The 25,289-nt window shown below is 72.1% G+C and carries 18 protein-coding genes and 1 pseudogene; 13 read left to right on the top strand and 6 right to left on the bottom strand.

Features of this window, described 5'->3' with window-relative positions:
* Positions 1 to 46: 46 nt before the first annotated feature.
* Both ACIBAF_RS32705 and ACIBAF_RS32700 read right to left on the bottom strand, forming a co-directional pair.
* Complete coding sequence (locus tag ACIBAF_RS32705) at positions 47 to 976, bottom strand: carbohydrate kinase family protein (protein ID WP_399467810.1); 930 nt, start codon at positions 974 to 976, stop codon at positions 47 to 49.
* Positions 973 to 1,677 carry a class II aldolase/adducin family protein gene (locus tag ACIBAF_RS32700; RefSeq protein WP_399467809.1) on the bottom strand — a complete coding sequence of 235 codons (705 nt, stop codon included), beginning with the start codon at positions 1,675 to 1,677 and terminating at the stop codon, positions 973 to 975. Before ACIBAF_RS32700 ends, ACIBAF_RS32705 begins: the two co-directional genes overlap by 4 nt.
* A gap of 58 nt (positions 1,678 to 1,735) precedes the next feature.
* On the opposite strand from ACIBAF_RS32700, the gene ACIBAF_RS32695 reads away from it, so the two are divergent.
* The 4 genes from ACIBAF_RS32695 (at position 1,736) to ACIBAF_RS32680 (ending at position 4,707) form a co-directional block, all read left to right on the top strand.
* Positions 1,736 to 2,392 carry a TetR family transcriptional regulator gene (locus ACIBAF_RS32695; RefSeq protein WP_399467808.1) on the top strand — a complete coding sequence of 219 codons (657 nt, stop codon included), beginning with the start codon at positions 1,736 to 1,738 and terminating at the stop codon, positions 2,390 to 2,392.
* Positions 2,393 to 2,492: 100 nt separating this feature from the next.
* Complete coding sequence (locus ACIBAF_RS32690; RefSeq protein WP_399467807.1) at positions 2,493 to 2,849, top strand: hypothetical protein; 357 nt, start codon at positions 2,493 to 2,495, stop codon at positions 2,847 to 2,849.
* 131 nt (positions 2,850 to 2,980) lie between these two features.
* Entirely contained in the window at positions 2,981 to 4,204 is a 1,224-nt protein-coding gene (locus ACIBAF_RS32685) for a hypothetical protein (RefSeq protein ID WP_399467805.1), read from the top strand.
* Positions 4,204 to 4,707: a hypothetical protein gene (locus ACIBAF_RS32680; RefSeq protein ID WP_399467804.1), complete on the top strand. Its 504-nt coding sequence runs from the start codon at positions 4,204 to 4,206 to the stop codon at positions 4,705 to 4,707. The genes ACIBAF_RS32685 and ACIBAF_RS32680 overlap by 1 nt, the downstream gene beginning before the upstream one ends.
* Positions 4,708 to 4,835: 128 nt before the next feature.
* On the opposite strand, the gene ACIBAF_RS32675 is transcribed toward ACIBAF_RS32680, so the two are convergent.
* Positions 4,836 to 6,959 carry a tetratricopeptide repeat protein gene (locus ACIBAF_RS32675; protein ID WP_399467803.1) on the bottom strand — a complete coding sequence of 708 codons (2,124 nt, stop codon included), beginning with the start codon at positions 6,957 to 6,959 and terminating at the stop codon, positions 4,836 to 4,838.
* 173 nt (positions 6,960 to 7,132) lie between these two features.
* On the opposite strand from ACIBAF_RS32675, the gene ACIBAF_RS32670 reads away from it, so the two are divergent.
* Positions 7,133 to 10,351, top strand: coding sequence for an AfsR/SARP family transcriptional regulator (locus tag ACIBAF_RS32670; RefSeq protein WP_399467802.1), 3,219 nt, complete (start codon positions 7,133 to 7,135; stop codon positions 10,349 to 10,351).
* 328 nt (positions 10,352 to 10,679) lie between these two features.
* Here ACIBAF_RS32670 and ACIBAF_RS32665 read toward each other — a convergent pair whose 3' ends face one another.
* Positions 10,680 to 11,045 carry a YbaB/EbfC family nucleoid-associated protein gene (locus tag ACIBAF_RS32665; protein ID WP_399467801.1) on the bottom strand — a complete coding sequence of 122 codons (366 nt, stop codon included), beginning with the start codon at positions 11,043 to 11,045 and terminating at the stop codon, positions 10,680 to 10,682.
* Between the two features lie 28 nt (positions 11,046 to 11,073).
* The gene (locus ACIBAF_RS32660) at positions 11,074 to 11,979 is read right to left on the bottom strand and encodes a ricin-type beta-trefoil lectin domain protein (RefSeq protein WP_399467800.1); all 906 of its coding nucleotides are present in this window, start codon (positions 11,977 to 11,979) and stop codon (positions 11,074 to 11,076) included.
* A 492-nt stretch (positions 11,980 to 12,471) separates the two neighbouring features.
* On the opposite strand from ACIBAF_RS32660, the gene ACIBAF_RS32655 reads away from it, so the two are divergent.
* The 4 genes from ACIBAF_RS32655 to ACIBAF_RS32640 all read left to right on the top strand — a co-directional run bounded on the left by ACIBAF_RS32655 (position 12,472) and on the right by ACIBAF_RS32640 (position 17,391).
* Positions 12,472 to 12,828, top strand: a complete 357-nt coding sequence (locus ACIBAF_RS32655; RefSeq protein WP_399467799.1) for a WXG100 family type VII secretion target — start codon at positions 12,472 to 12,474, stop codon at positions 12,826 to 12,828.
* Between the two features lie 91 nt (positions 12,829 to 12,919).
* Complete coding sequence (locus ACIBAF_RS32650; protein ID WP_399467798.1) at positions 12,920 to 13,243, top strand: WXG100 family type VII secretion target; 324 nt, start codon at positions 12,920 to 12,922, stop codon at positions 13,241 to 13,243.
* A 42-nt stretch (positions 13,244 to 13,285) separates the two neighbouring features.
* A complete protein-coding gene (gene eccD / locus ACIBAF_RS32645) occupies positions 13,286 to 14,638 on the top strand; it encodes a type VII secretion integral membrane protein EccD (protein ID WP_399467797.1) in 1,353 nt (450 codons plus the stop codon).
* Positions 14,635 to 17,391 carry a right-handed parallel beta-helix repeat-containing protein gene (locus tag ACIBAF_RS32640; RefSeq protein ID WP_399467796.1) on the top strand — a complete coding sequence of 919 codons (2,757 nt, stop codon included), beginning with the start codon at positions 14,635 to 14,637 and terminating at the stop codon, positions 17,389 to 17,391. Before eccD ends, ACIBAF_RS32640 begins: the two co-directional genes overlap by 4 nt.
* A 75-nt stretch (positions 17,392 to 17,466) precedes the next feature.
* On the opposite strand, the gene ACIBAF_RS32635 is transcribed toward ACIBAF_RS32640, so the two are convergent.
* Positions 17,467 to 18,081 carry a hypothetical protein gene (locus ACIBAF_RS32635; protein ID WP_399467795.1) on the bottom strand — a complete coding sequence of 205 codons (615 nt, stop codon included), beginning with the start codon at positions 18,079 to 18,081 and terminating at the stop codon, positions 17,467 to 17,469.
* A gap of 77 nt (positions 18,082 to 18,158) precedes the next feature.
* On the opposite strand from ACIBAF_RS32635, the gene ACIBAF_RS32630 reads away from it, so the two are divergent.
* The 4 genes and pseudogenes from ACIBAF_RS32630 to ACIBAF_RS32615 all read left to right on the top strand — a co-directional run.
* Positions 18,159 to 18,452, top strand: a complete 294-nt coding sequence (locus tag ACIBAF_RS32630) for a WXG100 family type VII secretion target (RefSeq protein WP_399467794.1) — start codon at positions 18,159 to 18,161, stop codon at positions 18,450 to 18,452.
* Positions 18,453 to 18,505: 53 nt separating this feature from the next.
* Positions 18,506 to 18,940 (top strand): WXG100 family type VII secretion target, encoded by a 435-nt coding sequence (locus ACIBAF_RS32625; RefSeq protein WP_399467793.1) that lies wholly within the window; start codon positions 18,506 to 18,508, stop codon positions 18,938 to 18,940.
* Between the two features lie 13 nt (positions 18,941 to 18,953).
* Positions 18,954 to 23,108 (top strand): type VII secretion protein EccCa, encoded by a 4,155-nt coding sequence (gene eccCa, locus ACIBAF_RS32620; protein WP_399467791.1) that lies wholly within the window; start codon positions 18,954 to 18,956, stop codon positions 23,106 to 23,108.
* A 156-nt stretch (positions 23,109 to 23,264) separates the two neighbouring features.
* Positions 23,265 to 25,289, top strand: a pseudogene (locus ACIBAF_RS32615) (hypothetical protein); the annotation flags it as partial.

Here is a 25,289-nt window from a genome sequence, read left to right as displayed (position 1 = left end):
GGGCGCCGGGGAACTGCGCGACCGGCCCCCACGGCGCCGCACCCGCTCACGCGTGGGACTTGGCAGACGAGGCGAACGCATCGGCCCCCGCCAGATCGAAGTCGCCGTGATCACTGCCGAGTCCCTGCGCGACCAGCGCGGCAGCCGCACTTCCCAGCACCGCCGCGTCACTCGGCGTACGCCCCAGACCGACCCCCCGCAGATACCCCGCCGAGAAGGCGTCCCCACATCCGGTGGTGTCCACGACATCGACGACGAACGCCGGCACCGGCTCGGCACCGTCCGCGCTCACGACCAGCGCCCCGTCGCCACCCCGGGTGACCGCGACGACCCCCGCCCCGGCGGCGAGCAGCTTCCGCGCCCCGGTGAGCAGATCGTCCTCGCCGGTGAAGCCGAGGACCTGGTCCTCGTTGGGCAGCAGATGGTCGATGTACGGCAGGGCCGCCTCGATCTGCTCGAAGCTGCCGAGGACACCGGGGGCGAGCAGGTCCACGGAGGTGACGACACCGTGTTCCTTGGCGTACGACAGGATGCGCGTCGCGACGTCGACGCCGATCAACTCCGGTCCGCCGAGGTGCAGATGGGTCGCCTCGGCGAGGGCGTCCCAGGGGACGTCGGCGAGGCCGTAGGTGATGTTCGCGCCGAGGAGGTGCAGCGAGGGGCGGTCGCCGTTGGGCCGGATCGGCAGGACGCTCGCGGAGGTGGCGGTGTCGGTGCGACGGACGAGGAACTCGGTGTCGACGCCCGCCCGGTCGAGCAACTGCACCAGCATGTCGCCGGTCGGGTCGGTGCCGACGGCGCCGGCGCTGCGCACCTCGGCGCCCAGCTTGGCGAGGGTGAGGGCGGTGCCGCCGGCCGTTCCGGCGGCGGTCATCCGGATGTCCTCGACCAGGGTCGCGCCCTGCCCCTCGGGTATCTCCTCCACGGGTCTCACCAGCACGTCCAGCACGTGCACGCCCATCGTGAAGATCTTCATCTGCCTTCCCCCTTCGTCGGCTCTTCGTCCTGCGCGGTTGGTACGGGGTGGGTGGCGCCGTAGTCGCGGGCGATCGCCGCCTCGATCACCGCGAGTTGCTGCTGTTCGTCGAGGACGCGGGGAGTGCCCATGGCTGCCGCGCGCTGGTAGACGCCGCAGGCCCATTCGAGGAGCAGGGCGTTCTCCACGGCCTTGTCGAGGGTCGTGGCGTGGGTGAGCGCGCCGTGGTTCGCCATCAGGGCGGCGCTGCGGCCGTCGAGCGCGGCGAGCACCGACTCGGCGAGTTCGGGGGTGCCGAAGGTGGCGTACGGCGCGACCCGCACGGCGCCGCCGAGGGCGAGCAACTGGTAGTGGATGCAGGGCAGTTCGTCGAGGACGCAGGAGACGGCGGTGGCCATCGGAGCGTGGGTGTGGACGACCGCGCCGGTGCCGTAGCGGCGGTAGACGCCGAGGTGGAGCTCCAGTTCGGAGGTCGGCTGGAGGGTCCCGGCCACGACGTTCGCGTCGAGGTCGACCACGGTCACCTGGTCCGGGGTGAGCCGGGCGAGGACCGCTCCGGTCGCGGTGATCGCGACCCGGTCCTCGACGCGCACGCTCACGTTCCCTGCCGTGCCGATGAGGAGGCCTTCGGCCCCCAGGCGCCGGCAGGCGTCCGCCACGGCGGCCCGCTCCTGAGCCAGCGCCGAGCTTGAGGCGGTCATGGGCGCGAAGGTAGCGTAAACCTGAAACAAAGTCACGTTCAGGTTTGGAGGCAGCTCCTTGGTCGAGGCGACCGCGGGACCCGACGGTGGCGCTCCCCTGCGCCGCACCCCCCGGCAGGCGCGCAGCAAGGCACGTCTGGCCCTGGTACTGGAGGCGGCCGAGCGCATCCTGATCGGCGAGGGCGTCGAGGGGCTCACCACGACGCGGGTGGCGGCCGAGGCGAAGGTGTCGGTCGGCTCGCTGTACCAGTACCTCCCCGACCGCGGCGCGATCATCGACGCCTTGGCCGCGGGCTACTTCGCGCGTCTGGAAGGCGTCATGGACGACCTGGTGCGGACCGCGTCGAAGGAGCGGTGGGACGACCCCGTGGGCGTCCTGATCGACACGTACGCCGAGGTCTACCGGACCGAACACGGCTTCCGCGCCCTGTGGTTCGGCAGCGGGCTGACCGAGCAGACGCGGGCGGCGGACCGCGAGCACAAGCGCCGGATGGCCGACGGCATCCGCCGGGTCCTGCTCGCGCTGGGCGTGGCCCCCGACGACGAGGCGCTCGCCCGGGCCTGCCACGCCGCGATCCTCGCCGCCGACGCCCTCGCCCAGGAGGCCTTCCGCCGGGCGCCGCAGGGCGACACCGACCTGCTCGACGAGGCGAAGGCGATGCTGCGCGGCTACCTCACCGAGGTCGTCGCGCGCCTTGGACGGCGGCAGCCGTGACGTGCGGGGAAAGTCGGTGGCCGCCGCGCCGGGCCGGTCGATACCGTCGGTGCCCGAAGCCGACCGCACCGGCGGTCACCGCACCCGGAGAGCGATTCCCGTGACCAGGCAGCACCGAGCCACCACGACCCTGTGGCGTCCCACCGGCCCCAAGGAGCTGGAGTTGGTGCGCGACCTCGACTGGCGCGCCTGGCCGCCCCGTCTCCCCGAGCAGCCGATCTTCTACCCGGTCCTCAACGAGGAGTACGCCGTCAGGATCGCCCGGGACTGGAACGTCAAGCACGACGGCGCGGGCTTCGTCACCCGGTTCGAGGTCGACTCGGAGTTCCTGCGCAGGTATCCGGTCCAGCAGGCGGGCGGGCGCACGATCCTCGAACTGTGGGTACCGGCCGAGGAGTTGCCGGAGTTCAACGCCCATGTGGTGGGCAGGATCGAGGTCGTTCACGAGTTCCGGTGACGTCCGGCGGCCGGTGCTGACGGCCGCTGCAAGGTTTCCGCAAGGTCCCGGCAGGTCTTCCGTCCATCGGGAGGGGCAGACGCCCGGCTGAACGGGCCGGATCGGGCCCGCACGGGACGACGGGGGACTTCATGTCGGCGTTGCGGAAGAGTACGGAGCCGTCGGTCGAGGAGCGCGAGTGGCGGACACTCGTCGAGCACAAGCTGGTGCTGGTCGTCGTGCACACCCTCACCTACGGCAAACGGCTGGTGGACGTCCTGTCGTTGCTGGAGGCCGACTTCAGGGTGCAGGTGGTGTTCACGGCGCCGCCGCACGTCTTCGGCGACGAGGTGCCGAGCTTCCTCAAGGGGCTGGGCGGCGCGGTGCTGCCGTGGGACGAGGCGGTGCGGATGACGTTCGACCTGGCCCTCGCCGCCGGGCCGCGGGGCGTGGAGAAGATCTCCGCGCCGTTGATCACGCTGCCCCACGGGGCCGGCTATCTCAAGCGGCTGGTGTCGGTCCGGCACACGGGCGTGGCCGGACTGCGCCGCCAGGACCTCGCCCCCGGCGGACGGCTGCCCGCCGCCGTGGCGGTGCCCCACCACGCCGAACTCGCCGACCTGGAACGGCACTGCCCGGAGGCGCTTCCCCTCGCCCATGTGGTCGGCGATCCGGCGCACGACCGGATCGCGGCGAGCCTGCCGCTGCGCGCCCGGTACCGCAGGGCGCTGGGGCTCTCGAACGGCGAGAAGCTGGTGGTCGTCGCCTCGACCTGGGGGGCGCGCTCGTCCTTCGGCCGGTTCGAGACGCTGCTGCCCCGGCTCGTCGCCGAACTGCCCGCCGCGCGGTTCCGGTCCGTCGTCCTCGTCCACCCCAACGTGTGGTCGGGGCACGGTTCCTGGCAGGTCAGGGCCTGGCTGGCGCGCTGCGCCGAGCGGGGCATCGCGCTCGTGCCCCCGGAGGCGGACTGGCGCGGGGTGCTGATCGCCGCGGACTGGATCATCGGCGACCACGGGTCGGTGACGCTGTACGGCACGCTCACCGACGCGCCGATCCTGCTGGCCAGTTCACCGGAGCGGGAGATCAACCCCGCCTCGCCCGCCGCCGCCCTCGCCGTGACCGCGCCCGCGCTGTCGCCCACCCACCCGCTGGTCGGCCAGCTCCAGTACGCCGCCGCCGAGTACCGCCGGGAGGAGTACGCGGCGATCGCCTCGCGGCTCACCTCGGAGCCCGGCCGCTTCAACCGCAACATGCGGCGGCTCATGTACCGCCTGCTGGGCCTCGGCCAGCCCGCCCACGAACCGGAGACCGCTGCGCTGCCGGAGCCGCCGCCGCTGGACACCTGGGCGCGGGGCCGCCGAGGGGTGCCGGCGTGATGCGCTTCGTCTCCGTCCGGGTGCGGGCGCCGCTGCCCTGTCCCCGGGGACCGCGCCGGGGCACGGCGCCGGACCTGGCGCTGCGCATCCGGTCGGCGGGGAGCAGTTACGACGTGCTGGCCCGGGTCGGCCTCATGGAGCCCGGCCCGGACGGGGCCGTGGCCGGCGTCGACGAGCACGTCGCCTTGGACGTCGGGCTGTGTCCCGAGGCCCGGTGGCCGGCCTGTGCCGATGTGCTGCACGAGCGGCGCCCGCGCCCGTTCGCCGACGCGGCACGCCGGCTGGGCGCGATCACGGCCGCCCAGCCGGGTTGCCGTCTGGCCGCCGCGCCGCTGACCGGGGGCGGCTGGGCGGTCACCGAGACCACGAGCCGGACGGTCGTGCCGCTGGCCCGCCAAGTACCGCCGGACGAACCCCTGTTGGCGTCCTGTTTGCATGCCTGGCTGGTGGCGGGCCACACGCTGGCGGAGATCGAGGACGTCCGCGTGCTGTACGACGCCTGAGGACGAGTGCGCCGGTGTGCGCGCCGAGGGCGTGATGCGAAGGCGGCGTCGTTCGCCCGGCGGGCGGAGCTCGCGGCATCCGGTGCGGTGCAAGACGCGCGAGCCGGACCGGGCTTTCGAGACACGCCCTACGGTCGCCCCAGTCGGCGTGCGTCGGCCGGGCTGGTGGTCTCGTACAGGGCGAGGGCGCGGGCGCGGAACTCGTCCGCGGCCCTCTCCTCGCCCTGTTCGCGTGCGCTGTCGCCGAGCATCTCCAGGGTGCGGGCCTGCCAGTGGACGGCGCCGGAGGCGGTGAACACGGCGAGCGCCTCCTCCATCTGCGCGGCGCCCGTGGCGGGGTGGCCGGTGCGGGCGCGGGCCCGGCCGAGGAAGGCGAGGGCCCGGGCCGCGTCGTGCGGGTCGGCCACGGCCAGCAGCCCGGTGCGGGCCTCGGTGAAGCAAGCGACGGCCCGGTCGGGGTCGTGCTCGGCGAGCGCGACCTCGCCGAGCACGATCCGGGCGAGGGCCACCCCGCGCGGATAGCCGCACTCCTCCCATGTCCGCGCCGCACGGTTCAGGTGCGCCACCGCCTCGGCGAAACATCCCGCCTCGAAGTGGCAGCCGCCGAGGCCGAGCAGCGCCTGCCCCTCGTCGCGCGCGTCTTTGGCGTCGCGTGCCGCGTACAGGGACTGCGTGTACCACTCGGTGGCGTCGTCGATCCGGCGGGCCGCGCTCAGGCCGATGGCCCCGGAGTTGAGCATCTGCCGTTCCGCCTCCCGGTGTCCGTCGCTGCGGGCGGCCGCGAGGCCGATGCGATGGGCCTCGATCCACAGGTCGTAGTGGCGTCTGCGCAGGAACAACGGCCACATGGCGTCGGCCAGTTGCCAGGCGGTGGCGTGCCAGCCGCGCTCGGCGGCCAGGCGGAGGATCGCCATGAGGTGGCTGCGTCGGTCGTGCAGCCAGCCGAGGGCGCCGGGTTCGTCGGTGAAGGGTGCGGGCAGCGCGGACGGGTGGGCGTAGGTCCGGGGCAGGGTGAACTGGATGGGCGTGATGGCGCGTTGGGCCTCGGTCGCGGTCAGCAGGTACCAGTCGGCGACCTGTCGCAGGGTGCGTTCGCGGTCCGCCTCGGTGTCGGTGGTCGTGGCGCGGTGGCGGGCGTGGACCCGGACGAGGTCGTGGAAGCGGAACGCGTCGGGTCCGATGTCCTCCAGCACACTGGCCTCGACGAGTTCGTCCAGTCGGCGTTCCGCCCACTCCAGTGGCTGCCCGCAGGCCGCGGCGGCCGTCCGGGAGTCGAAGTCGGGCAGCGGCAGCAGACCGAGGGCCCGGTACATCCGGGCGGCCTCCGCGCTCAGCACCGCGTACGACGCGTCCAGGGCCTTGCGCACGGTGGCCTCCCCTTCGACTTCCAGCGCGGCCAGGCGGCCGACGTCCGGTCTGAGAGCGTCCGCCAGTGCGGCGACGGGCTGTCCGGGGCGGGCGGCGAGCCGGGCGGCGGCGAGGCACACCGCGAGGGGCAGGCCCGCGCAGAGGTTCACGACCTGGCGGACCGCGGGCAGTTCTCCGCAGACCCGGCCCTCGCCGACGCCGCGGATGAACAGCTCCACCCCGGCGGCGGGGCCGAGGGCCTGCAACCGGTGGAAGTCGGCCCCGTCCAGGCGCAGTCCGGTCAGCCGGTGCCGGCTGGTGACGACGACCAGGCCGCCGGGGCCGCCCGGTAACAACGGCCGGATCTGGGCCGCGGTGAAGGCGTTGTCCAGCATGACGGCGATCCGCAGGTCCGCGGTGACGGACCGCCACAGGGAGGCCTGCTCCGCCAGGTCGAGCGGCACCGCCCAGGCGCCGAGCGCCCGCAGGAACCGGCCGAGGATCTCGCCGGGGCCCGCCGGTCCGTCCGCCGCGTGGCCGCGCAGATCGGCGTACAACTGGCCGTCGGGGAAGGCGGATTGGTGCCCGCGCAGCCATCGGGAGACCAGGGTGGTCTTGCCGATGCCGGCCGGGCCGTTGACCACGATCAGCGGCTGGCGGGAACCGGTCTCCGCACGCCGTGTGAGCAGCCGGTCCAGGGCGGTGAGTTCGTCCCGGCGGTCGGTGAAGTGCGGTGGGACCGGCAGGAGTTGACGGGGCGTCGGTGGTGGTTGCGGCGGTGCGGTCTGCACCTGGATGCCGCCGTGGACGTCGCGGGCCTGGACGGTGGGTCCGTAGAACCGGGCCGATCCGCCGATGGTGTTGCTGCTCCCTCTCTCCGGGCCGTCCTCGCGTGCCGCGCTCATACCGCTCGTCCCCCTCCGACCGGTCGCCCGCTCCATCGATCAAGATGGTCCTACCCTCGCGGCGTCCCGGACGATGCCGACGACCGAGGTCGGGCGCATGACACGGAAACGAATCGGCCAGCCCTCGGCGGTGCCTTGGAACCCCCTCCGCTCCCTGTCATGCTCATCGCTCCATGGCATGCACATTCCCCACTGCCAGTTCGTCGAAATGGCCGGACCAGCGGGAGGCGCTGGTGGAATTCCAGGTACTGGGCCCGGTGGGCATCCGGGTGAACGGTCGGCGCGTGGAGCTCGGTTCGGACAAGGAAAGGACCTTGCTGGGCCTGTTGGCACTGGACGTGGGCCGACCGGTCGCGCTGGACATGCTCCTCGACCGGCTCTGGGACGGCGAACCTCCGCCGCACGCCCGCGCGAACGCACACAGCTATGTCTCGCGGCTGCGCAGACGGCTGCGGCTGGTGGACCCCTCGTCCGCGAACGCGCCCCGGATCGTCAGCCGCGCCCACACCTACACGCTGGAGGCCGCCCGCGAATCCGTCGACTGGCACCGGTTCCGACAACTCGTGGCGCGGGCGGGGTCCGGCGCGGCGGACGGTGACGACGAGCAGGCGGTCGCCCTCCTCGACCGCGCCGAAGCCCTCTGGCGGGGCGAGGCCCTGGCAGGGCTGCCCGGCCTGTGGGCCGAGACCATGCGCCGGACCCTGGCGGAACGACGGCTGAGCGCCGCCGTCTCCCGGATCGCCGCCGCCCTCCGGCTGGGCCGGTTCGCGCAGGTGAGCGCCGACCTGTCCGGCCTCGTCGACCGGTATCCGGGCGACGAGACGCTGGCGGGTCAGCTGATGCTGGCCTACTACGGCAGCGACCGGTACACCGACGCGCTACGGGTGCACCAGGAGACCCGTCAGCTGCTGATGACGCAGTACGGCTCCCGCCCGGGCGCCGAGTTGAACCGCATCCACCGCGGGATCCTCGATCGCGTCCCCGCCGTCGATCTCGTCCGGGGCCGGACGGCCGCGCCCCGCCCGGCCGCGCCTGCGCCGCCGGCGCGGCCACGGCCGCCGAGGAACCTGCCGCATCAGCCGCCCCTGGTCGGCCGGCACGCGGAACTGCGGGCGCTGAGCGCCGCGGTCGACGCTGCGGCGGAGGACAGCTGGGTGATCAGCCTGGAGTCCGTCAGCACCGTCAGCGGCATGGCGGGGGTCGGCAAGACCGCCGTCGCGGTGCACGGCGCGCACCGGCTCGCGGAGCGGTTCCCCGACGCCCAGCTGTACCTGGACCTGCGGGGGCACTCCCCCGTCGGCGAACCGCTCGGTCCCGGAGCGGCCCTGGCCACACTGCTGCGCCTGCTCGGGACACCCGCGGAGACCGTCCCCGTCGATGTGGCGGACCGTACGGCGCTGTGGCAGAGCATGCTGGCCGAGCGGCGGGCCGTGATCGTCCTGGACGACGCGGTGAGCGCCGACCAGATCCGCCCGCTGCTGCCGGGCGGCTCGGCCTCCCTGACGATCGTCACCAGCCGGCGCCATCTGACCGGCCTGCCGGGCGCCCGGCACATCCCGCTCGACGTGCTGCCGACCGACGACGCCATCGCCCTGTTCCGCGCGTTCGCCGGGGAGGAACGCGCCCTGGACATCCAGGAGACCGCCCGGATCGTTCGATTATGCGGCCATCTCCCGCTCGCGATCGAGCTGGTCGCGAGCCGTTTCCGCGCCCACCCGGCCTGGACCCTCACCACGCTCGCCGATCGGCTGACCCGCACCGAGGGCAGACTGGGCGAGATCCGGGACGCCGATCAGGACATGGCCCGCGCCCTCGACCTGACGTACCGGACCCTCACCCCGGAGCAACGCACCGCCTTCCGCCGTCTCGGTCTGCATCCCGGCCCGGACCTCACGGTCGATGCGGCAGCCGCCGCACTCGGACTGCACCCGGCCGTCGCGGAACGGATGCTGGAGGCGCTGTTGGCCCGCCATCTGCTGCGCGAGCCGACCCCGGACCGCTACCGGTTCCACGACCTGCTGCGCGAGTACGGCCACTCCAGGTCCCTCACCGACGACACCGACCAGGAACGGGCCGACGTCCTGCGGCGCCTCCTGGACTTCTACGCCGACGCCGCCGACCGCGCCGACCGCGCCGCCTACCCCCGCCGCACCAGACCCGCCCCGCCGCGGGACCACGCCCCCGCCGCTCCGCCCCGCCGGGCGGCCGGCGACGCCGACGCGGAGGCCGCCCGGTCGTGGCTGGCCGCCGAGCGCGCGAACCTGCTGGCCACGGAGCGCCACGCCCGCGATCGGGGACACCCCGCAGCCGCCGCCCGACTCGCCTACGCCATGGCAGGTTTCCTCAACGCGGAGTGCCACTGGCACGACGCCCGCACCGTCCTCGAACCCGCCGTCGACCACTGGACCCGGACCGGCGAGCAGGCCGCGCTGTGCCGTGCCCTGCTCCATCTCAGCGCCGTCCACGCCCACACCGCCCGCTACCCGGAGGCCGCCGAGAGCGGCGAGCTGGCCCTGAGCATCGCCCGTGCGACCGGCGACCAGGAGGCGCAGGCCGAGGTGCTGCGCGCGCTCGGCACCCTGAACTGGCACCTCGGCGACCACCGCGCAGCGCTCGTCCTCTTCCAGAAGGCCTTCGCCCTCGTCGCGCGGTCCACAGACGCCCTGGACCGCGCGCGTCTGCACAACAACATGGCGGTCACTCTGCTGTTTCTCGGGGAACACGACCGCGCGCTCGAACACTTCGAGAAATCGCTGAGCGGATTCACCGAGGCGCGCGATCACGCGGCGCTGGGCAAGACGCTCAACAATATCGGTGACCTGCACATGCGTCGCGGAGACCTGGAATCGGCCCGCCGCTCCTTCGAGGAATCGCTGACTTTCCTGGAACGTTCCGGAAACCGCTACGACCGCGCCACGGTACGCGGCAGCCTGGCCGACGCCCTCACAGAATCGGGCGACATCGCCGCGGCACTCCCTCTCTACGAGGAGACGCTCGCGGAATTCCGCGCACTCGGCGACCGAAAGAGTCAGGCCGACACTCTCATCGGCCTGGGCGAGGCGCACCGAAAGGCAGCTGACGCCGAGAAGGCTTTACGGCATTTCCTGGAGGCCCTCGACATCGCGCGTGTGATCGGCGCGGCGCATCAGGAGATACAGGCGCTGCGGCGCATAGGACAGGCCCATGTCGACGCCGGCCGGCTCGACTCGGCGCGGGAACAACTGGAGTTCGCCGTTTCCCTGGCCGAGCGCACGCATGACGTCGACGAGAAAGCCCAGGCGGAGAGCGCGTTGACGGAGGTACGACTGGCAGTAGGCGGCACTCCTGCGGGGCATGCCTTACTGCGTCGAACAGTCGACTTACCCGGCGGTGATTCAATGCGCAACCAGTGACTATTGTTCGATTAGATCGATAAGCCGACGATCATGTACGGTCAACCTCCGTAAGCATCCGCACAAGGGAGGGAACCGTTTACGTGAGCACAATGCGTCGACTGACCGTGGGAGCCGGCCTGGCCGTCACCCTCGGCATTCTTGGCGTGAATACGTCAAGCGCCTCCGCGGCCGAACTCTCCTCGACCGCGACGGTCAGCACGAACAGGTGCATCATGATGTCGACCCTCTGAGGGTCGGTCGGCGCACCGGGGGTGGCAGCACACGCCGCCACCCCACCGGGCGCCCGCCACCACCGCCCGGGCTGCACGAAGCGCGGGCCGCCGATTCAGTCGCCGCCCGTCACACCGCGAAGGTTCGCCTTCATGGAGTCGCCGAGGGTGTGCGCGATGGTCGGCAGCAGTTTCTGCTGGGCCAGCTCCTGGGCCGACGCAGTGGCATCCCGGATGGCCGCGAGCACCAGCTGGGCGAGGCCCTCCGTGTCGTACGGGTCGGCGACCTCGGGCGCGATGTCCAGCCTCTGCAACCGCGCCGAGCCGTCGACCGTGGCCCGCACCGCACCGTTGCCGGAGGTGGCCTGGACCCGCAGTGCGCTCAGCTCCTGCTGCGCGTCGAGCAGATTGCGCTGCATCGCCTGGGCCTGCTGGAGAAACTGCCGCATGTCCGGGCGTTGTGCGCCCAGCGGGCTCGTCATGGTGAACTCCTGCCTCGTCCTGCGGCCGTCAGGCCAGCCGCCATTTCTGGTTGCCGGTGCCCGCGCAGCTGTACAGCTGCAGCCGGGCGCCGTCCGCGGTGCCGAAGTCCTTGACGTCGACGCACTTGTCGGCCTTGACGTTGACCAGGTCCCCGGCGGTCGTGAAGCGCCACTTCTGGCTGGCGCTGCCGTTGCACCGGTAGACGTCGATCGCGGCGCCGTCCGCGGTGGACCCCTCCAGCACGGACATGCACATCCCGAGCGAGCGGACGGTGCCGTCCTGGTGGAAGGTCCATTTCTGGTTCGGGTTGTTGCCGCAGCCGTAGATCTGCAGCGCGGTCTTGTCCGGAGCGCTGTAAATGTGGTCGGTCACATCGATGCACTTGTTGGAGTCCGTACCGACGATGCGGTACGTGGCGCCGCCCGAATCGCCACCGCCGCTCACCGGCTTCCCGCCGCCGGACAACGGCTGCTGCGTGCCTTGTCCGCCGGCCCCCGGGGTGGATGCGGAGGCGCCCTTGCCGCCGGAGCCGGCGGTGGCCGAGGCACTCGGACTCGTCGCGCCTCTGGGCGGGTTGTACGCCGGCGGTGCGTACCGCGCCGGGCCGCCGTCTCGGCCGGAGCCGGACGGTGGAGGGGCGCTCTGCTGTTCGCGGCCCCCGGTCGGGGTCGCGCTGGGGCTGGACAGCGGCCTGTCCGCGGTCGCAGCCCGCTCGGCCACCCGGTCGCGGTCGCGGTCACGCTGGTAGTCGATCAGCTTGCCGATGCCGAAGACACCGGTGCCCAGGACCACGATCACCAGGCCGGAGGTGAGCACTCGGGACAGCACACCGGGTGTGTCGCGGTCCCCCGGCTGCCGGGAGCTTGCGGCGAAGCTTGCGGCGAAGCCAGGTATTCCTGGTGCTTTGGGCTCCTTGCGGGTGGGTTCGCCCACTGCCGTGAATCCTTTCGCGATTCGGGTTACGACCCGTGATGACGACTGGCGGCCAACCCTTGACCAGCCATACCGATGACGGTCGATTGTCGGCGCGTGAGGAATGGCTCTCCGCGAATTGTTGCGCACTCTACAACAGGCTTGTCCACGCCCGTTTGACGCCGGTCGCTTTCCGGAGATTCTTGCACGCCCCGAACGCGCTCTACGCGAAGTCGCGGGCCCGGCCGCCGGCAGGTCGCGGCCCGGCGGCCGACAGCGTTGGATCGCCCCAACTCTGCCCTCTTTCACCGAGGTTGACCCAGAGCGCACCGAACGCTGTGCACTGACAGACCAGTCCCTGTGCACGTGCGGTCAATTCCTGGCCGCACAGCTGATTTAGCGTTCCGCATATCCTTCTGACGCGTGAGCGGAGTTTTTCCGAGCGCGCCAGCGACCGCCGTGCGTGCGGATTCGATTCGGTATCGGACCACGATGTGCTAGGAGCCATAATTCGTGTCCACTCCCACTCCCCACACCCTGAGCGGCGGTGTCGAGTACGGCGTCACGCTGCTCGACCTGCAGGCGGCTTCCAGCGACACGCAGCTGACCGCACACGACATCGCGGAGTGGCTGCAGCAGCTGCAGACGTATGTGACCGGCCTCCAGAACGAGTGGCAGGGCATGGCGGCCAACGAGTTCCAGGACCTGATGGTGCAGTGGAACATCTACGCCGCCCAGCTGAACGAGGCGCTGAGAGCCATCGCTGACGGCCTGATGGGCAACTACCACAACTACGACCACACCGAGGTCACCAACCACAAGAACATGGCCTCGATCAAGACCAGCCTGCCGGCCGCCAACTTCGGCTGAGACCGACTCCGGCACCCGCCCCCGAGCAACCCCGCACGACCACACACGCCTCGGTCGCGCCGGTTCGCGACCTCCTCCAAGGAGCCCCCCTGTGCCCAGCCCCGACAGCCTGCCGATCCTTGTCACGACCGGTCTCGCCGACGCCGGGCCGGCCGTCGTCAACCGGGCCGACGACTGCATCGACCGGCTCAACGAGCTGAAGCGGCGGCTCACCCCGCTCGCCGAGTCCTGGATGCGCAGCAAGGCCGCCGGCTACTACCAGGCCCGGCAGACCGAGTGGGACCAGGCCGCCACCGGTCTCTTCGACCCGCAGGTGGGCATCCTCGGCGAGATCGCCCGGGCACTGAACATCAGCTACCAGAACAGCGCGGACGCCGAGCTGTCCAACATCCAGACCTGGAACAACGGCAACTAGAAGCCGTCGGCCCTTACCCCCACGACTCCAAGGACAGCACAAGTGGACGACGAACGGTGCCGGATCACGGTGGTGGGCACCCGGCGGCGGGTCGACCTGGCCGTACCGGCCCGGGCCGCCATCGCCGAGTACACCCCGACCCTGCTGCGGCTCACCGGCCAGGAGGAAGAGGACGAGACCTTCCCCGCGGTCTGGTCCCTGGCCCTGCCCGGCGCCAAGCCGTTCTCCCCGGGCGTGTCCCTGACCGAGTCCGGGGTAGCGGACGGCGCCACGCTGTATCTGCGGGACATGGCGGCGGGTGAGTTCGACGAGCCCGTCATCACCGACCTGGACGAGCTCGTAGGGGAGGCGAACGAGGAGGGGCTGCGCTGGGACACCCGGCACCGTGCGCTGACCCTGCTCTTCGTCGGCCTCGGCGGGATGGCCGGCGCCCTCGGCCGGTTCGTGGGGCTGTCCGTGGACGACCCCCGCTTCCCGCTGGTCGGACTGGCCGCACTGCTGGCGGGATTCGGCCTGGCCCTGCTCGCCGGCCACGCCACCCGACGCACCTGGCCGCTGGCCCTGCCGGTACGGCTGGGCATGGCCCTGTCGGCCGTACCGCTCGTCGCGGTGAGTACGGTCATGCTCCCCACCGCGCTGGACACCACTCCCAGAACGGTCGTCGCAGGGGCGGCCGGCGCGCTGGCGGGAGCCCTCGCGGCCCGGCTCGCCGTCAACCATGTGATCACCCTGACCACGCTGGTGCTCACCGCCGTACTGCTGCCCACCGCGGGCCTGCTGTCCGGCTTCGGCGCCGACGGCGCCGAGAGCGCCGCGGTGGTCGCGGTGCTGGCGATGGGCGCACTGGGCGTGGCTCCGATCCTCTCCGGACACCTCGTCGCGCTGTCCGCCTCCGCCGATGAGGACCCGGCGACCGGCGAGGCCGTCCCCCAACTGGTCCGCAGGGGCCGCCGGGTGCTGGCCGGACTCACCCAGCTGCTCTGCGCCGCGCTGATCGCCGCTCTGGTGGTGCTGGCCACCTCCGACGAGGCGTACGGCCTGGTCCTAGTGGTGTGTGTGAGCGGTGCGCTGCTGCTGCGCGCGGGCCAGCTGAAGATCACCGCGGCGGTGCTGCCGGTGGTCGTCGCCGGTGCGACCGGCCTGCTGGCCGTAGCCGTCAGTGCGCCCGGCGAGCTCGGCGCACCCGGCTGGGCGGGGCCGCTGGCCGTGCTGGCGGCGGGCGCGGTGATGCTCGGGGCCGGCCTGGTCCGAGCCTTCCCCGAGGGCGAGTCGATCGGTGAGCGGCCCGCCTGGATCAGCGGGCTGTCCTCGACGCTGGCGCTCGCGGCCGTACCGCTGGCCGTCGGTGTCTTCGGGGTGTTCGGCACCCTGATGAAGCTGGGTGAGTCGATGTGACACCCGAACTGCAGCGCGTCGCCTCCCGAGGCTGGGGGACCCACCGGACCGTCGCAGCGGCGGTCCGTGCGGCGGCCGACGGCGCGGTGGTCTCTGTTCAGCCCGGCGCCTACACGGAGTCCCTGGTCCTGGACCGCGACATCACCGTGGTGGCCGAGAAGGGCCCGGGGACCGTACGGATCACCGCGGCACACGGCCCGGCCGTCAGCGTCTCGGCGGGCCGTGTCCTGCTGCGCGGGCTGGAGTTCGAGGGCGGCGACACGGCCGAGCCGGTGGTGCTGGCCCGGGGCGGCTCCCTGGAACTGGAGCGCTGCGAACTGTTGGGCGGGCGGCTGGAGTTGGCCCGGGACAGCACGGCGCAGGTGCGCGGCTGCACGGTCCACGGCGCCAAGCGGGCCGGCGTCCACATCACCGGGACCGCACACGGCGGCTTCGAGGACTGCACGGTCCGCTCGATCGACGGCTACGGGATCACCCTGGTCGACACCGCCCGGGCCGAGCTGCACCGCACCCGGGTGCAGCGCACCACGGACTGCGGGGTCCTGCTCAGCGGTACCAGCAGGGCCACCTTCGACGACTGCGAGCTGGCCCACACCGGCGATGCCGCGCTGTTGGTGTACGCGCCCGCGCAACCGCTGCTGCGCGGCTGCCGGCTGCACGACACCAGGGCCCAGGGCGTACGGATCGAGGACGCGCCGGGCCGGCCCGCGCCGCAGCCGCGGCAGGACCGGGACCGGTCCGAGGCGGCGGGCGTCGACGCGGGCGGCGGGGGCGCCTCGGCCGGGCAGGACGAGCGCCGGATCCGGCTCGACAAGTGCGAGATCTTCCGCACCCGGGCGGAGGGCGTGCTGGTCTCCGGCTCCAGCGGGGTGCTGCTGCGGGACTGCGATGTGCGGGAGGCGCACGGCGCGGGACTGTTCGCGTTCGGCGCCGCCCGGGTGGAGCTGGAGTCGGTCCGCATCGTCGATGTGCCCGATGCGGCGGTCGTGGTCGCCGACCACGCCGAAGTCCGGGCACGGGACGGGGTGTTCACCCGCACCGGCGCCGGCGGACTGCTCGTCGACGGCAACGCGGTGCTGGAGCTGGCCGACTGCCGGATCGCCGTGACCGGCCACTCGGCGGTGCAGCTCGCCGGCAACGCCCACGCGATGCTGGTGGACTGCGCGGTGCAGGACAGCGCCCAGCACGGCATCCGGCTCGCGGAGGGCGCGGACCTGCTGGCCGAGCGCACCCGGATCGAACGCACCGAGCTGGCCGGGGTCCAGGTGGAGGGCGCCGACGCGGTGCTGCGCGAGTGTGTGATCAGCGAGGCGGAGACCGGGGTGCGGCTCGACACCCGGCACCGGCCGCTGATGGACGGCTGCGAGGTACGGACGGTGCGGCGCGCCGGGATCGAGGTGGCGGCCGACACGGCGGCGCTGATCAGGGGCGGGCAGGTGACAGGCACCGGATCGGCCGGGGTGTTCCTGGAGGAGCGCAGTCAGGCGTGGATCGAGGAGATGGAGATTTCCGGCGCGCAGGGCAGCGGGCTGGTGGTGTGGACCGGGGCCACCCCGCGGATCCGCGCGGTCACCGTCACCGGCGCGGGCAAGAACGGGGTGTACGTGCACGAGGGAGGCGCGGGCATCCTGGAGGACTGCGAGATCTCGGGCTCGGCCTTCCCCGCCGTCCACGCAGGGCCCAAGTCGGCGCCGGTACTGCGCCGGCTGCTGGTGCACGACGTCCAGGAGGACCTGTCGGCCGCCGAGGACGCGGAGGCCGTGTTCGAGGGCTGTCGGGTGCGTGACGTGGCGGTCAGCACCCTGCCGCAGTCCGGGGCGGAGCCGTCCGGGGGCGCCCTGGCCGTGGTCGGCGGCGGTTCGGCGCCGCGCAAGTCCGCCGCCGGTACAGGGGGTTCGGCGCAGAGGGAGGCCCAGGAGGGCGCCACCCGGGAGCAACTTCCGGGTCTGCTCGCCGAGTTGGCGGCGCTGGTCGGCCTCGACCGGGTCAAGCAGGAGGTCGGCTCACTGGCCAAGGTGATGCAGATGGTCCAACGGCGCCAGGAGGCCGGGCTGCAGCCCCCGCCGCTCAGCCGCCATCTGGTGTTCGCCGGCAACCCCGGCACCGGCAAGACCACGGTGGCCCGGCTGTACGGGCGGCTGCTGGCCGCGCTCGGACTGCTGGCCCGCGGCCACCTGGTGGAGGCCGACCGCGGATCGCTGGTCGGTGAGTACGTCGGCCACACAGCGCCGAAGACCACGGCCGTCTTCCGGCGGGCGCTGGGCGGGGTGCTGTTCATCGACGAGGCGTACGCCCTGGTGCCTCACGGGCAGGCGACCGACTTCGGGCACGAGGCGATCGCGACGCTGGTGAAGCTGATGGAGGATCACCGCGACGAGGTCGTGGTGATCGCCGCCGGCTACCCCACGGACATGGAGCGCTTCATCGGTTCCAATCCGGGCCTCGCCTCCCGGTTCACCCGGACACTCACCTTCGACGACTACTCCTCCGAGGAGCTGGTGGAGATCGTCCGCTACCAGGCGGCCCGGCACCAGTACCAGCTGCCGGACCCGACTTTGACCGCGCTCCTCGAGTACTTCGACGGGATCGAGCGCACCGAGCACTTCGGCAACGGCCGCACTGCTCGTCAGGTGTTCCAGCGGATGACCGAGCAGCACGCCCAGCGGGTCGCCGAACTCCTCGATCCGGGCACCGACGACCTGACGATCGTGCGGCCCGAGGATCTGCCGCCGAGGACCGCGCTGCGCTATTGACGGAATTCATGTGCTGGACATGCGTCCGCCGACGGCAGAGGAGAACCGTCGGCGGATCGCCGGATTGATTTCGGATCAGGTCACGACATCCTTGGAGGTGCCTTCGGTCGGGAAGCGCGATTTTCGGTCGACCTCGGAGTAGGTCTGCCCGGTCCTGTTCACGAGAGCGATGTACTCGCCGACCAGTTCCAGCGTGGTGCCCATGAAATACAGCGCCTTTTCCATTGCCGGATTCATGGACGCCGCGAATTCCCGGGCGATGGGCTGGATCTTGCTGGGAACCTCACTCGGAATGGAACCGTAGTAGGTCGGGTCCTTGTACCAGTCCATTTCGTTCTGGCCGAACACATCGTCCTCCGTCGACAGCACGTGCTGCCGTAGCCCCTGGTAGGCGTCGACCGCTGTCCGCACCGCGCTGAGCAGGGTGTTCTCGGTGGCCCGCAGCCCTGAGAGGTCCACCCTGATGGGCGGGGTCGCGGGTACGTCGGAGCGGGCCTCCGCGTCTCCGCCCTGCCCGGTGTCCGGGGGCGGGTTGTTGAAGGTCGGGAGTGAACCCCATCCGACTGCGACATTCGGCACCAGATAGCCGTATTCTTTTCCGCGGTCCGGGTCGCCCCCCGGTTCGGCCGGGCCGGGATCCTGCTGCCACTGGTCGTACGGTGAATGCTTGACATCGCCATCGTCCGGCATTTCCAACCTCCCTTTCGTCTTCTGATAAAGTACCAGAGCCCGGTTTATCGATGGGAAAGGATCGGACTGTGCCTGATATGTCGTGGTCTGATTTCAGGGTGCACCTGGGGCACCTCAAGGAAGCCACCGGAACCGTCAAAGGACAGTCGGTCCAGATCGAGTCGACCATGAGCCGGATCGCCGCCGAGTTCCGGACGGTCGGCGCCGAATGGCAGACACCCTCCTCGGCGAGCCTCGAAGAGGTGCAGCAGTGGTTCGCGCGGGCGCAGACCGACCTGCACGACCTGCTGGAGGAGGTCGCACGCCGGATGCAGGTGGCGTACGACAACTACCACGCCATGGAAACCGCCAACTACAACAACATGACCTGACGTGGCGCAGTCTCCGCCCGGCGGAACTGCGGCCCCCGACCGCGGAGCGCCGCATGCCTGACCTTGCCGACTACGACCTCTCCTCCCTCTACATCGACCCGACCGGGCTCTCCGACAGCGCCAAGAACCTGCTGGCGCACGCGAAAGAGGTCGCGGACGGCATCACCGCGATCAACAACACGCTGAAGGGCCTCGCGCTGGGCTGGGCCGGCCGGACCCAGGAGGAGGTGGACAAGATGAACAACCAGTGGACGTCCACCATGCGCGGGCTGTTCGGCACCGAGGACGCCCCGGAGAGCGGGGTGCTCAACGTGATGGCCGCCGGAGTGATGGCGGTCGCCGCAGGCAACGCCCAGACCGAGGTCGCACTCGCCGAGATGTTCCAGAACTTCCTCAAGGGCCTGAGCTCCTCCGGCGGCGACCTCCCCGGCTCGTCGCCGCAGGACCAGACGAATCCGGACCAGACCGCCGTCAGCACCGACTGGTGAGGGGCACACCGACATGACGCGAACCGCCTTCCACCGCCCCGCCCGAACCTTCCCGCCCTCGCTGCCGGAGAGCAAGATCTCCCTGGCGGCCCCACCCCAGAAGCCCCACAACAACCAGGCGGCGAACTGGCTGATCATTCTGTTGCCGCTGCTCAGCAGCGTGAGCATGGCCGCGTACATGGTCACCTTCGGCCGACCGTGGATGATCATGCTCGGCGTGCTCTTCGTGGTGCTGTCCGTGACCATCACCCTCTACGTCCGCTGGCAGTCCCGCTCCACCACCCGGCGGCAACGGCTGCGCCAGCGGGACCGCTACGTCGAGTACCTCTCCGGCATCCGCGCCCAGGCCCGCGACTCCGCGGCCGCCCAGCGCGCGGTCGGGGCCTTCGTGCACCCCGGCCCGCACCGGCTGTGGGCCATGGCCGTCGGCCGTCGCCGGGTGTGGGAACGCCGTCCGAACGACGCCGACTTCCTGAGGGTGCGCCTCGGACTCGGCCGAGGCGTGCCGACGTTACAGCTCGTGCAGAGCAACAAGTCCGACCCGACCGCCGAGTACGAGCCGCTGTCCCAGCGCGCCTCGGAGAAGCTCGCCCGCGACTACGCGACGGTCGGACTGCAGCCCGCCTGGATCGACCTGGCCCGCAGCGGCGTGGTCAGCCTCCTGGGCACTCCCGAACGCACCCGGGCCGGCGCCGCGGCGCTGCTGCTCCAACTCGCCGTGCTGCACGCCCCCGACGACGTCCAGCTGGTCGTCCTCGCCGCGCCGGAGCCGGACCGGGAGAGCCAGGACGAGGACGGCTCGCTTTGGGACTGGACCAAATGGCTGCCGCACACCCATGAGACCGACGCCCAGGCCGGTGGCGCCGGCGTCGTGCCGACCGTCGCCCGCCGCTTCGACGGCATCGCCGACGTCATCGAACGGAGGCTGGAGCGGGCCCGGGCCGAGCGTGCCGAGCGCGCCACCCTACTGCCCTCGGCCCGCGACAAGGCCACTCTTGGCCGACGCTGTGTCGTGGTGATCGACGGCTACCGCCCCGACGCCGCCTGGGCCCGCACGCCCCTGCTCGCCGAGCTGCTCGCCGAGGCCGGCCCGAGCAGCGGCATCCATGTGGTCTGCCTGGTGCGCAGGGAGAACGAGGAGCCCGGCCGGGTCGACGTCCGCGCCCGGCTGGAGGACGCCGGGGAACTGACCCTGGAGAGCCGGGACCCGAGCCTGTTCAACCCGGTTCAGGACGCCGTCGCCGACGAGGCCGAGCCCGCGCTGTACGAGGAGGTCGCGCGGACCCTGGCGCCGCTCAGACTGTCCGGCGAACGCGACCAGGTGCTCTCCCATACGGTCTCGCTGCCGCACATGCTGGGCGTCGGGGACCTCACGGAGCTGAATCCCACCGCGTTCTGGCGCAGCCCCGACGACGAGGCGCTGCTGCGGATCCCGATCGGGGTGACCGGCGCCGGCGAGGACCTCGTGCTGGACCTCAAGGAGTCCGCACAGGGCGGTATCGGCCCGCACGGGCTGGTCGTGGGCGCCACCGGCTCCGGCAAGAGCGAGCTGCTGCGCACCCTGGTCACGGGCCTGACCATGACCCACTCGCCCGAACACCTCAGCTTCGTCCTGGTCGACTTCAAGGGCGGCGCCACCTTCGCCGGGGTCACCGAACTCCCGCACGTGGCCGGCCTGATCACCAACCTCGCCGACGACCTCGCCCTCGTCGACCGGATGCGCGCCGCGCTCATCGGCGAACAGCAACGCCGCCAGCGGATGCTCCGCGACGCCGGCAACGTCGACTCCGTACGCCAGTACCAGCTGCTGCAGGCGCAGGGCGGCGCCGATGTGGACGGCAGGCCGCTGGAGCCGATGCCGTATCTGGTGATCGTGGTCGACGAGTTCGGCGAACTGCTCTCCCAACGCTCGGATTTCATCGAGCTGTTCGTCCAGATCGGCCGGGTCGGCCGGTCGCTGGGCATGCATCTGCTGCTCGCCACCCAGCGGCTGGACGAGGGCCGGCTGCGCGGCCTGGAGTCCCATCTGTCGTACCGGATCTGCCTGCGGACCTTCTCCGCCGCGGAGTCCAAGGCGGTCATCGGCACGGCCGACGCCTACAAGCTGCCGCCGATCCCCGGCTCGGCGTACCTCAAGGTCGACGAGTCGGTCTACGAGCGGTTCCGCGTCGCCCACGTCTCGGGCGCCTACCGGGCGGACGGCGCCGAGCCGGCGAGGACGGGCCCCGCGCCGGAGCCGGTGCCGTACGGCCTGCGCACCGCCGAACAGGCCCGCACCGGAGACGAGGAGGAGGAACCGGCGGCGACCCCGGTGCCGCTGCCGACCGCCGGCGCGCGTACCGAGATGCAGGTCGTGGTGGAGCGGCTGGGGCTGTACGGCCGCCCCGTGCACCAGGTGTGGCTGCCCCCGCTGCCGCCGCACATCGACCTCGACTCGCTGCTCGGCCCGGTCGGCGAAGACCCCGAGCGGGGCTTTCAGGCCACCAAGGGCGCCATCCCGCTCGGCCGGCTCGCCTTCCCCTTGGGCGTGGTGGACCTGCCGCTGATGCAGGCGCAGCGCGCCCTACAGGTCAACCTGGACGGCGCTCACGGCCATGTCGCCATCGTCGGCGCACCGCAGACCGGCAAGTCCATGGCACTGCGGACTACCCTGCTCAGCGCGATGCTCACCCACACCCCCACCGAACTCCAGTTCTTCTGCGTGGACTTCGGCGGCGGCTCGCTGGGCCCCTTCGAGCAGGCGCCGCACGTCTCCGGCGTGGCCTCCCGGCACGACGAGGCCAAGGTCCGCCGGGTACTCGCCGTCGTACGGCAGACCGTCGTCGACCGGGAGCGGCTCTTCGAGCGGCTCGGGATCGACTCCGCCGCCGACTTCCGCCGGCTGCGCGCCGAGGGCGACCTGCCCGACGGGCAGAACGCGGCCGACATCGTGCTGGTCGTCGACAACTGGGCGGCGCTGCGCGCGGCCATGGACGAGGCCGAGGGCCAGATACTCGACATCGCCACGCGTGGTCTCAACGTGGGAGTGCACCTGCTGATCACCGCCAACCGCTGGATGGAGATACGCACCAACCTGCGCGACGCCATCGGCGGCCGGCTGGAACTGCGGCTCAACGAGACGGGCGAGTCCGAAGTCAACCGCAAGGCCGCCAAGTTGCTGGTCAACACCGTCCCCGGGCGCGGCATCGCACCCCCCGGCGACCTCATGCACATCGCGTTGCCGCGGCTCGACGGGACGCAGTCCCTTCAGGGACTCGGCGCCGCGCAGCAGAGCGCGATCGCGGAGGCCGCCGCCCGGTGGACCGGCGCGATCGCCCCGCGGGTGCGGGTGCTGCCGGAGCTGATCACCCCCGCCGAGCTGACGGCCGCGGTCGAGGCCGCGCGGGCGTCCGCCGTCGGGACCGCCGCCCACGCGCAGGCGCTCGACGCGGCGCAGGTCGCCCTCGAGTCCCGGCCCTCAAGCGAAGTGCCCATCGGAATAAGGGAGTTCGATCTGGCCCCGGCCACGGTCGATCTGGGCGCGGGAGACTCGCACTTCCTGGTCCTGGGCGACTCCGGCTCCGGCAAGACATCGTTCCTGCGGTCCTGGATGCGGGGCATGACCGAGCGCAACTCCGCGCACGACATCCGCTTCATGGTCTTCGACTACCGGCGCTCACTTCTGGAGGCCGTGCCCGACGAGTACCTGGCCGCCCAGGCAGCCAACAACGACCACGCAGCCACGTACGTCGAGCAACTCACCGCCAAGCTCGGCGAGCGGATGCCGCCCCCAGGGATCGGCTCCCGCGAACTGCGGCGCCGCGACTGGTGGTCCGGGCCCGAGCTGTACGCCGTCGTCGACGACTACGACCTGGTCGCCGGCCAGGCCGGGCAGCGCGGCCCGCTCGCCCCGCTCGCCGACTACCTCACCCACGCCGCCGACATCGGCTTCCACCTGGTCATCGCCCGGCGGGTCACCGGGGCGGGGCGTGCGCTGATGTCCGATCCGCTGGTCAGCAGGATGCAGGAGTTCGGCGCCGGCGGCCTGATCCTCTCCGGAGACCCCCGCGAGGGCGCCCTCATCGGCGACCAGCGCGCGGCACGCCGGCCTGCCGGCCGCGGCGTACTCGTCGGCCGCCGAACACAGCCCGCGATCGTCCAGACCGTGCTCGATCCGGGGACCGACTGACCCCCTGCACGCCTGCGGTGGGCTCCGTCGCGGCGCACCCCTCGACGCGCCGCGACGGAGGGCCACGGGGCGTACCCGCCGGCTGCGGACCCACCACCCCACTGCCTCCCGCCCCGCCGCCCCGCACGGGCGCCCGGCCACTGCGAAGGATCTGACATGGCGCCCATCAGCTTCGACTCCCAGCCCATCCGTGAGTTGGCCGACCACTGGATGCAGGTGGGCAACACGTTCGCCGAGACGTACTCGTCCACGGTCCAGGCCGTCCGCGGCATCCCCTGGTCCGGCATCGCCTCGGACGCCGCGCGGGAGGCCTACGCCTCGAGTGAGAACGCGGGCGGGGGCGCGCCGGGTGGCGGTGTCGCCCTCAAGCTCCTCGAGTCGGCCATCACGGCGTGGCGGATCAGCGAGGCGCTGCAGACGTACGCGAACCAACTCGACAAGACCATCGAGGAGATCAACGAGGCGGAGGCGCTGGCCGGCCTCGCCGGCCTCTTCGGCCTCGTGCTCAGCTTCCTCCTCCCCGGCCTCGGCGCCCTGCTGGGATTGCTTTTCGGGATCGTCGGCCGGGTACTCGCGTTCATCGTCAACGCCGTCGGCCGCGTCATCTCGGCGATGGGCTCCCTGGCGCCGGTCGGCAACTTCCTGATCAACGCGATCCTGAGCGGCGCGATCACTCTGGGCACGGACGTGTTCGCGCAGGCCCTCGCGTCCTGGGCCACGCACACCGATTTCAAGATCGACTGGAAGTCGGAGGGCATCAACATCGGGATCGGCGCCGGCATGGGCGGCTGGATGGGTCCGGACTGGCGGCCCACCGGCACGGGGTCCAAGGGCAATCCCGCCTCCCTCGACAGCGGCGGCCCGAACGTCGGCATCCCCAGGAACACGCCGGTTCCACAGAGCTCGACCCCGCACGTCAACCCCCCTTCGGTGAAGGGCGTCGACACGCCCACGCCGCCGGGCGGCAACCTCTCGGAGACGGTGTCCCTGGGCCCAGGCGACACCAGGATCAACACCCCGGACACGATCACTACCACCACCGGCTCCCCCGAGACCCGCACGCCCACGCCCGCAGGCATCCGCCCCGACGGCACGGGCCGGGTCACTCCGGAGACGGCCACCCCCGCCCCCACCCCGGGCGGCGTCGGCGCCGGCCGCCCCGTCACCGGCGTCAGCCGCGCAGACGCGCCGCCCCCACAGACCACGGCCGGGGGCGTCCCCGCGCGTTCGGCACCGACGGTGAACGGACCCGACTCGTCGGTTCCGCACACACATGTGCCGGGTGGTCCTGGGCGTCCGGGGCCGAACGCGGGGCGTGTGGACGCGTCTGCGCCGAACTCGACAGTGCCCGCGACCGGAACGCCACGTCCCGCACCGACGACGGGCCGCCCGGACCCCGCCGCGCCCAGCACGCATGCGCCGGGCAGTACCGGACGTCCAGTACCGAACACCGGACATGCGGACACCACCGTGCCGAACTCGACAGTGCCCGCGACCGGAACGCCACGTCCCGCACCGACGACGGGCCGCCCGGACCCCGCCGCGCCGAACACGCAGGTGCCCGGTGGTCCGAGGAACGCCCCGGCGACAAACGTCTCCACCGGCAATGGCCCGGATGCGACGACGCCGGCAACGCACACGCCGAACGGCGGCCCCACCCGAAGTTCCGGCACGAACCACGTCGAGACGACCACCCGCGACTCGGCCGGTGCGACGGGCCCGCAGGCCCGTCCCGGCTCCGGGGCCGGTTCCCCGGACCAGACGCGGCCCACGACCAACGCGTCCGGCGCCCGGACGCAGACAGAGCCGAGCGCGTCGACGCCGGACTCCCCGGTGCCGGGCCAGAACAGTCCGAAGGCGACCGGACGCCCGGTGCCCGACGGGGCGAACAACCCGCCCGGCGGCACCCCGGCCAGAGGCGGACGCCCGAACGGGGACGCGGGCGCATCCAGGACCGAGCCGTTTCCGGGTGGGGGGCAGCGCCTGGGTGCGGAACCCCACGGCGATGTCAAGCCCAACTCCGTTCCCCGGCAGGACGGTTCGGGTGGTGCGGTGCCGAGGCCGACGCGTTCGGGCCCTGGCTATGACCGGCCGGCGACGGTGAATGACCTGCCGGTCCAGGAGGGTCCGCGCAGTGCTTCCAGTGCGGGCGCGAAGGCGGATCCGTTTCCGGGCAAGGGG

Source organism: Streptomyces sp. NPDC051677 (assembly GCF_044453465.1).
In the GTDB taxonomy this organism is placed as follows: domain Bacteria; phylum Actinomycetota; class Actinomycetes; order Streptomycetales; family Streptomycetaceae; genus Streptomyces.
The sequence above is the reverse complement of the archived record's forward strand: the minus strand, read 5'-3'. Positions and strand labels throughout refer to the sequence as shown.

Bases quoted from the DNA above. Each gene is read 5' to 3' on its own strand.
- ACIBAF_RS32705 (WP_399467810.1), bottom strand. From the start codon at position 976: ATGAAGATCTTCACGATGGGCGTGCACGTGCTGGACGTGCTGGTGAGA.
- ACIBAF_RS32700 (WP_399467809.1), bottom strand. From the start codon at position 1,677: ATGACCGCCTCAAGCTCGGCGCTGGCTCAGGAGCGGGCCGCCGTGGCG.
- ACIBAF_RS32685 (WP_399467805.1), top strand. From the start codon at position 2,981: ATGTCGGCGTTGCGGAAGAGTACGGAGCCGTCGGTCGAGGAGCGCGAG.
- ACIBAF_RS32680 (WP_399467804.1), top strand. From the start codon at position 4,204: ATGCGCTTCGTCTCCGTCCGGGTGCGGGCGCCGCTGCCCTGTCCCCGG.
- ACIBAF_RS32675 (WP_399467803.1), bottom strand. From the start codon at position 6,959: ATGAGCGCGGCACGCGAGGACGGCCCGGAGAGAGGGAGCAGCAACACC.
- ACIBAF_RS32670 (WP_399467802.1), top strand. From the start codon at position 7,133: ATGGCATGCACATTCCCCACTGCCAGTTCGTCGAAATGGCCGGACCAG.
- ACIBAF_RS32665 (WP_399467801.1), bottom strand. From the start codon at position 11,045: ATGACGAGCCCGCTGGGCGCACAACGCCCGGACATGCGGCAGTTTCTC.
- ACIBAF_RS32635 (WP_399467795.1), bottom strand. From the start codon at position 18,081: ATGCCGGACGATGGCGATGTCAAGCATTCACCGTACGACCAGTGGCAG.
- ACIBAF_RS32630 (WP_399467794.1), top strand. From the start codon at position 18,159: ATGTCGTGGTCTGATTTCAGGGTGCACCTGGGGCACCTCAAGGAAGCC.
- ACIBAF_RS32625 (WP_399467793.1), top strand. From the start codon at position 18,506: ATGCCTGACCTTGCCGACTACGACCTCTCCTCCCTCTACATCGACCCG.
- eccCa (WP_399467791.1), top strand. From the start codon at position 18,954: ATGACGCGAACCGCCTTCCACCGCCCCGCCCGAACCTTCCCGCCCTCG.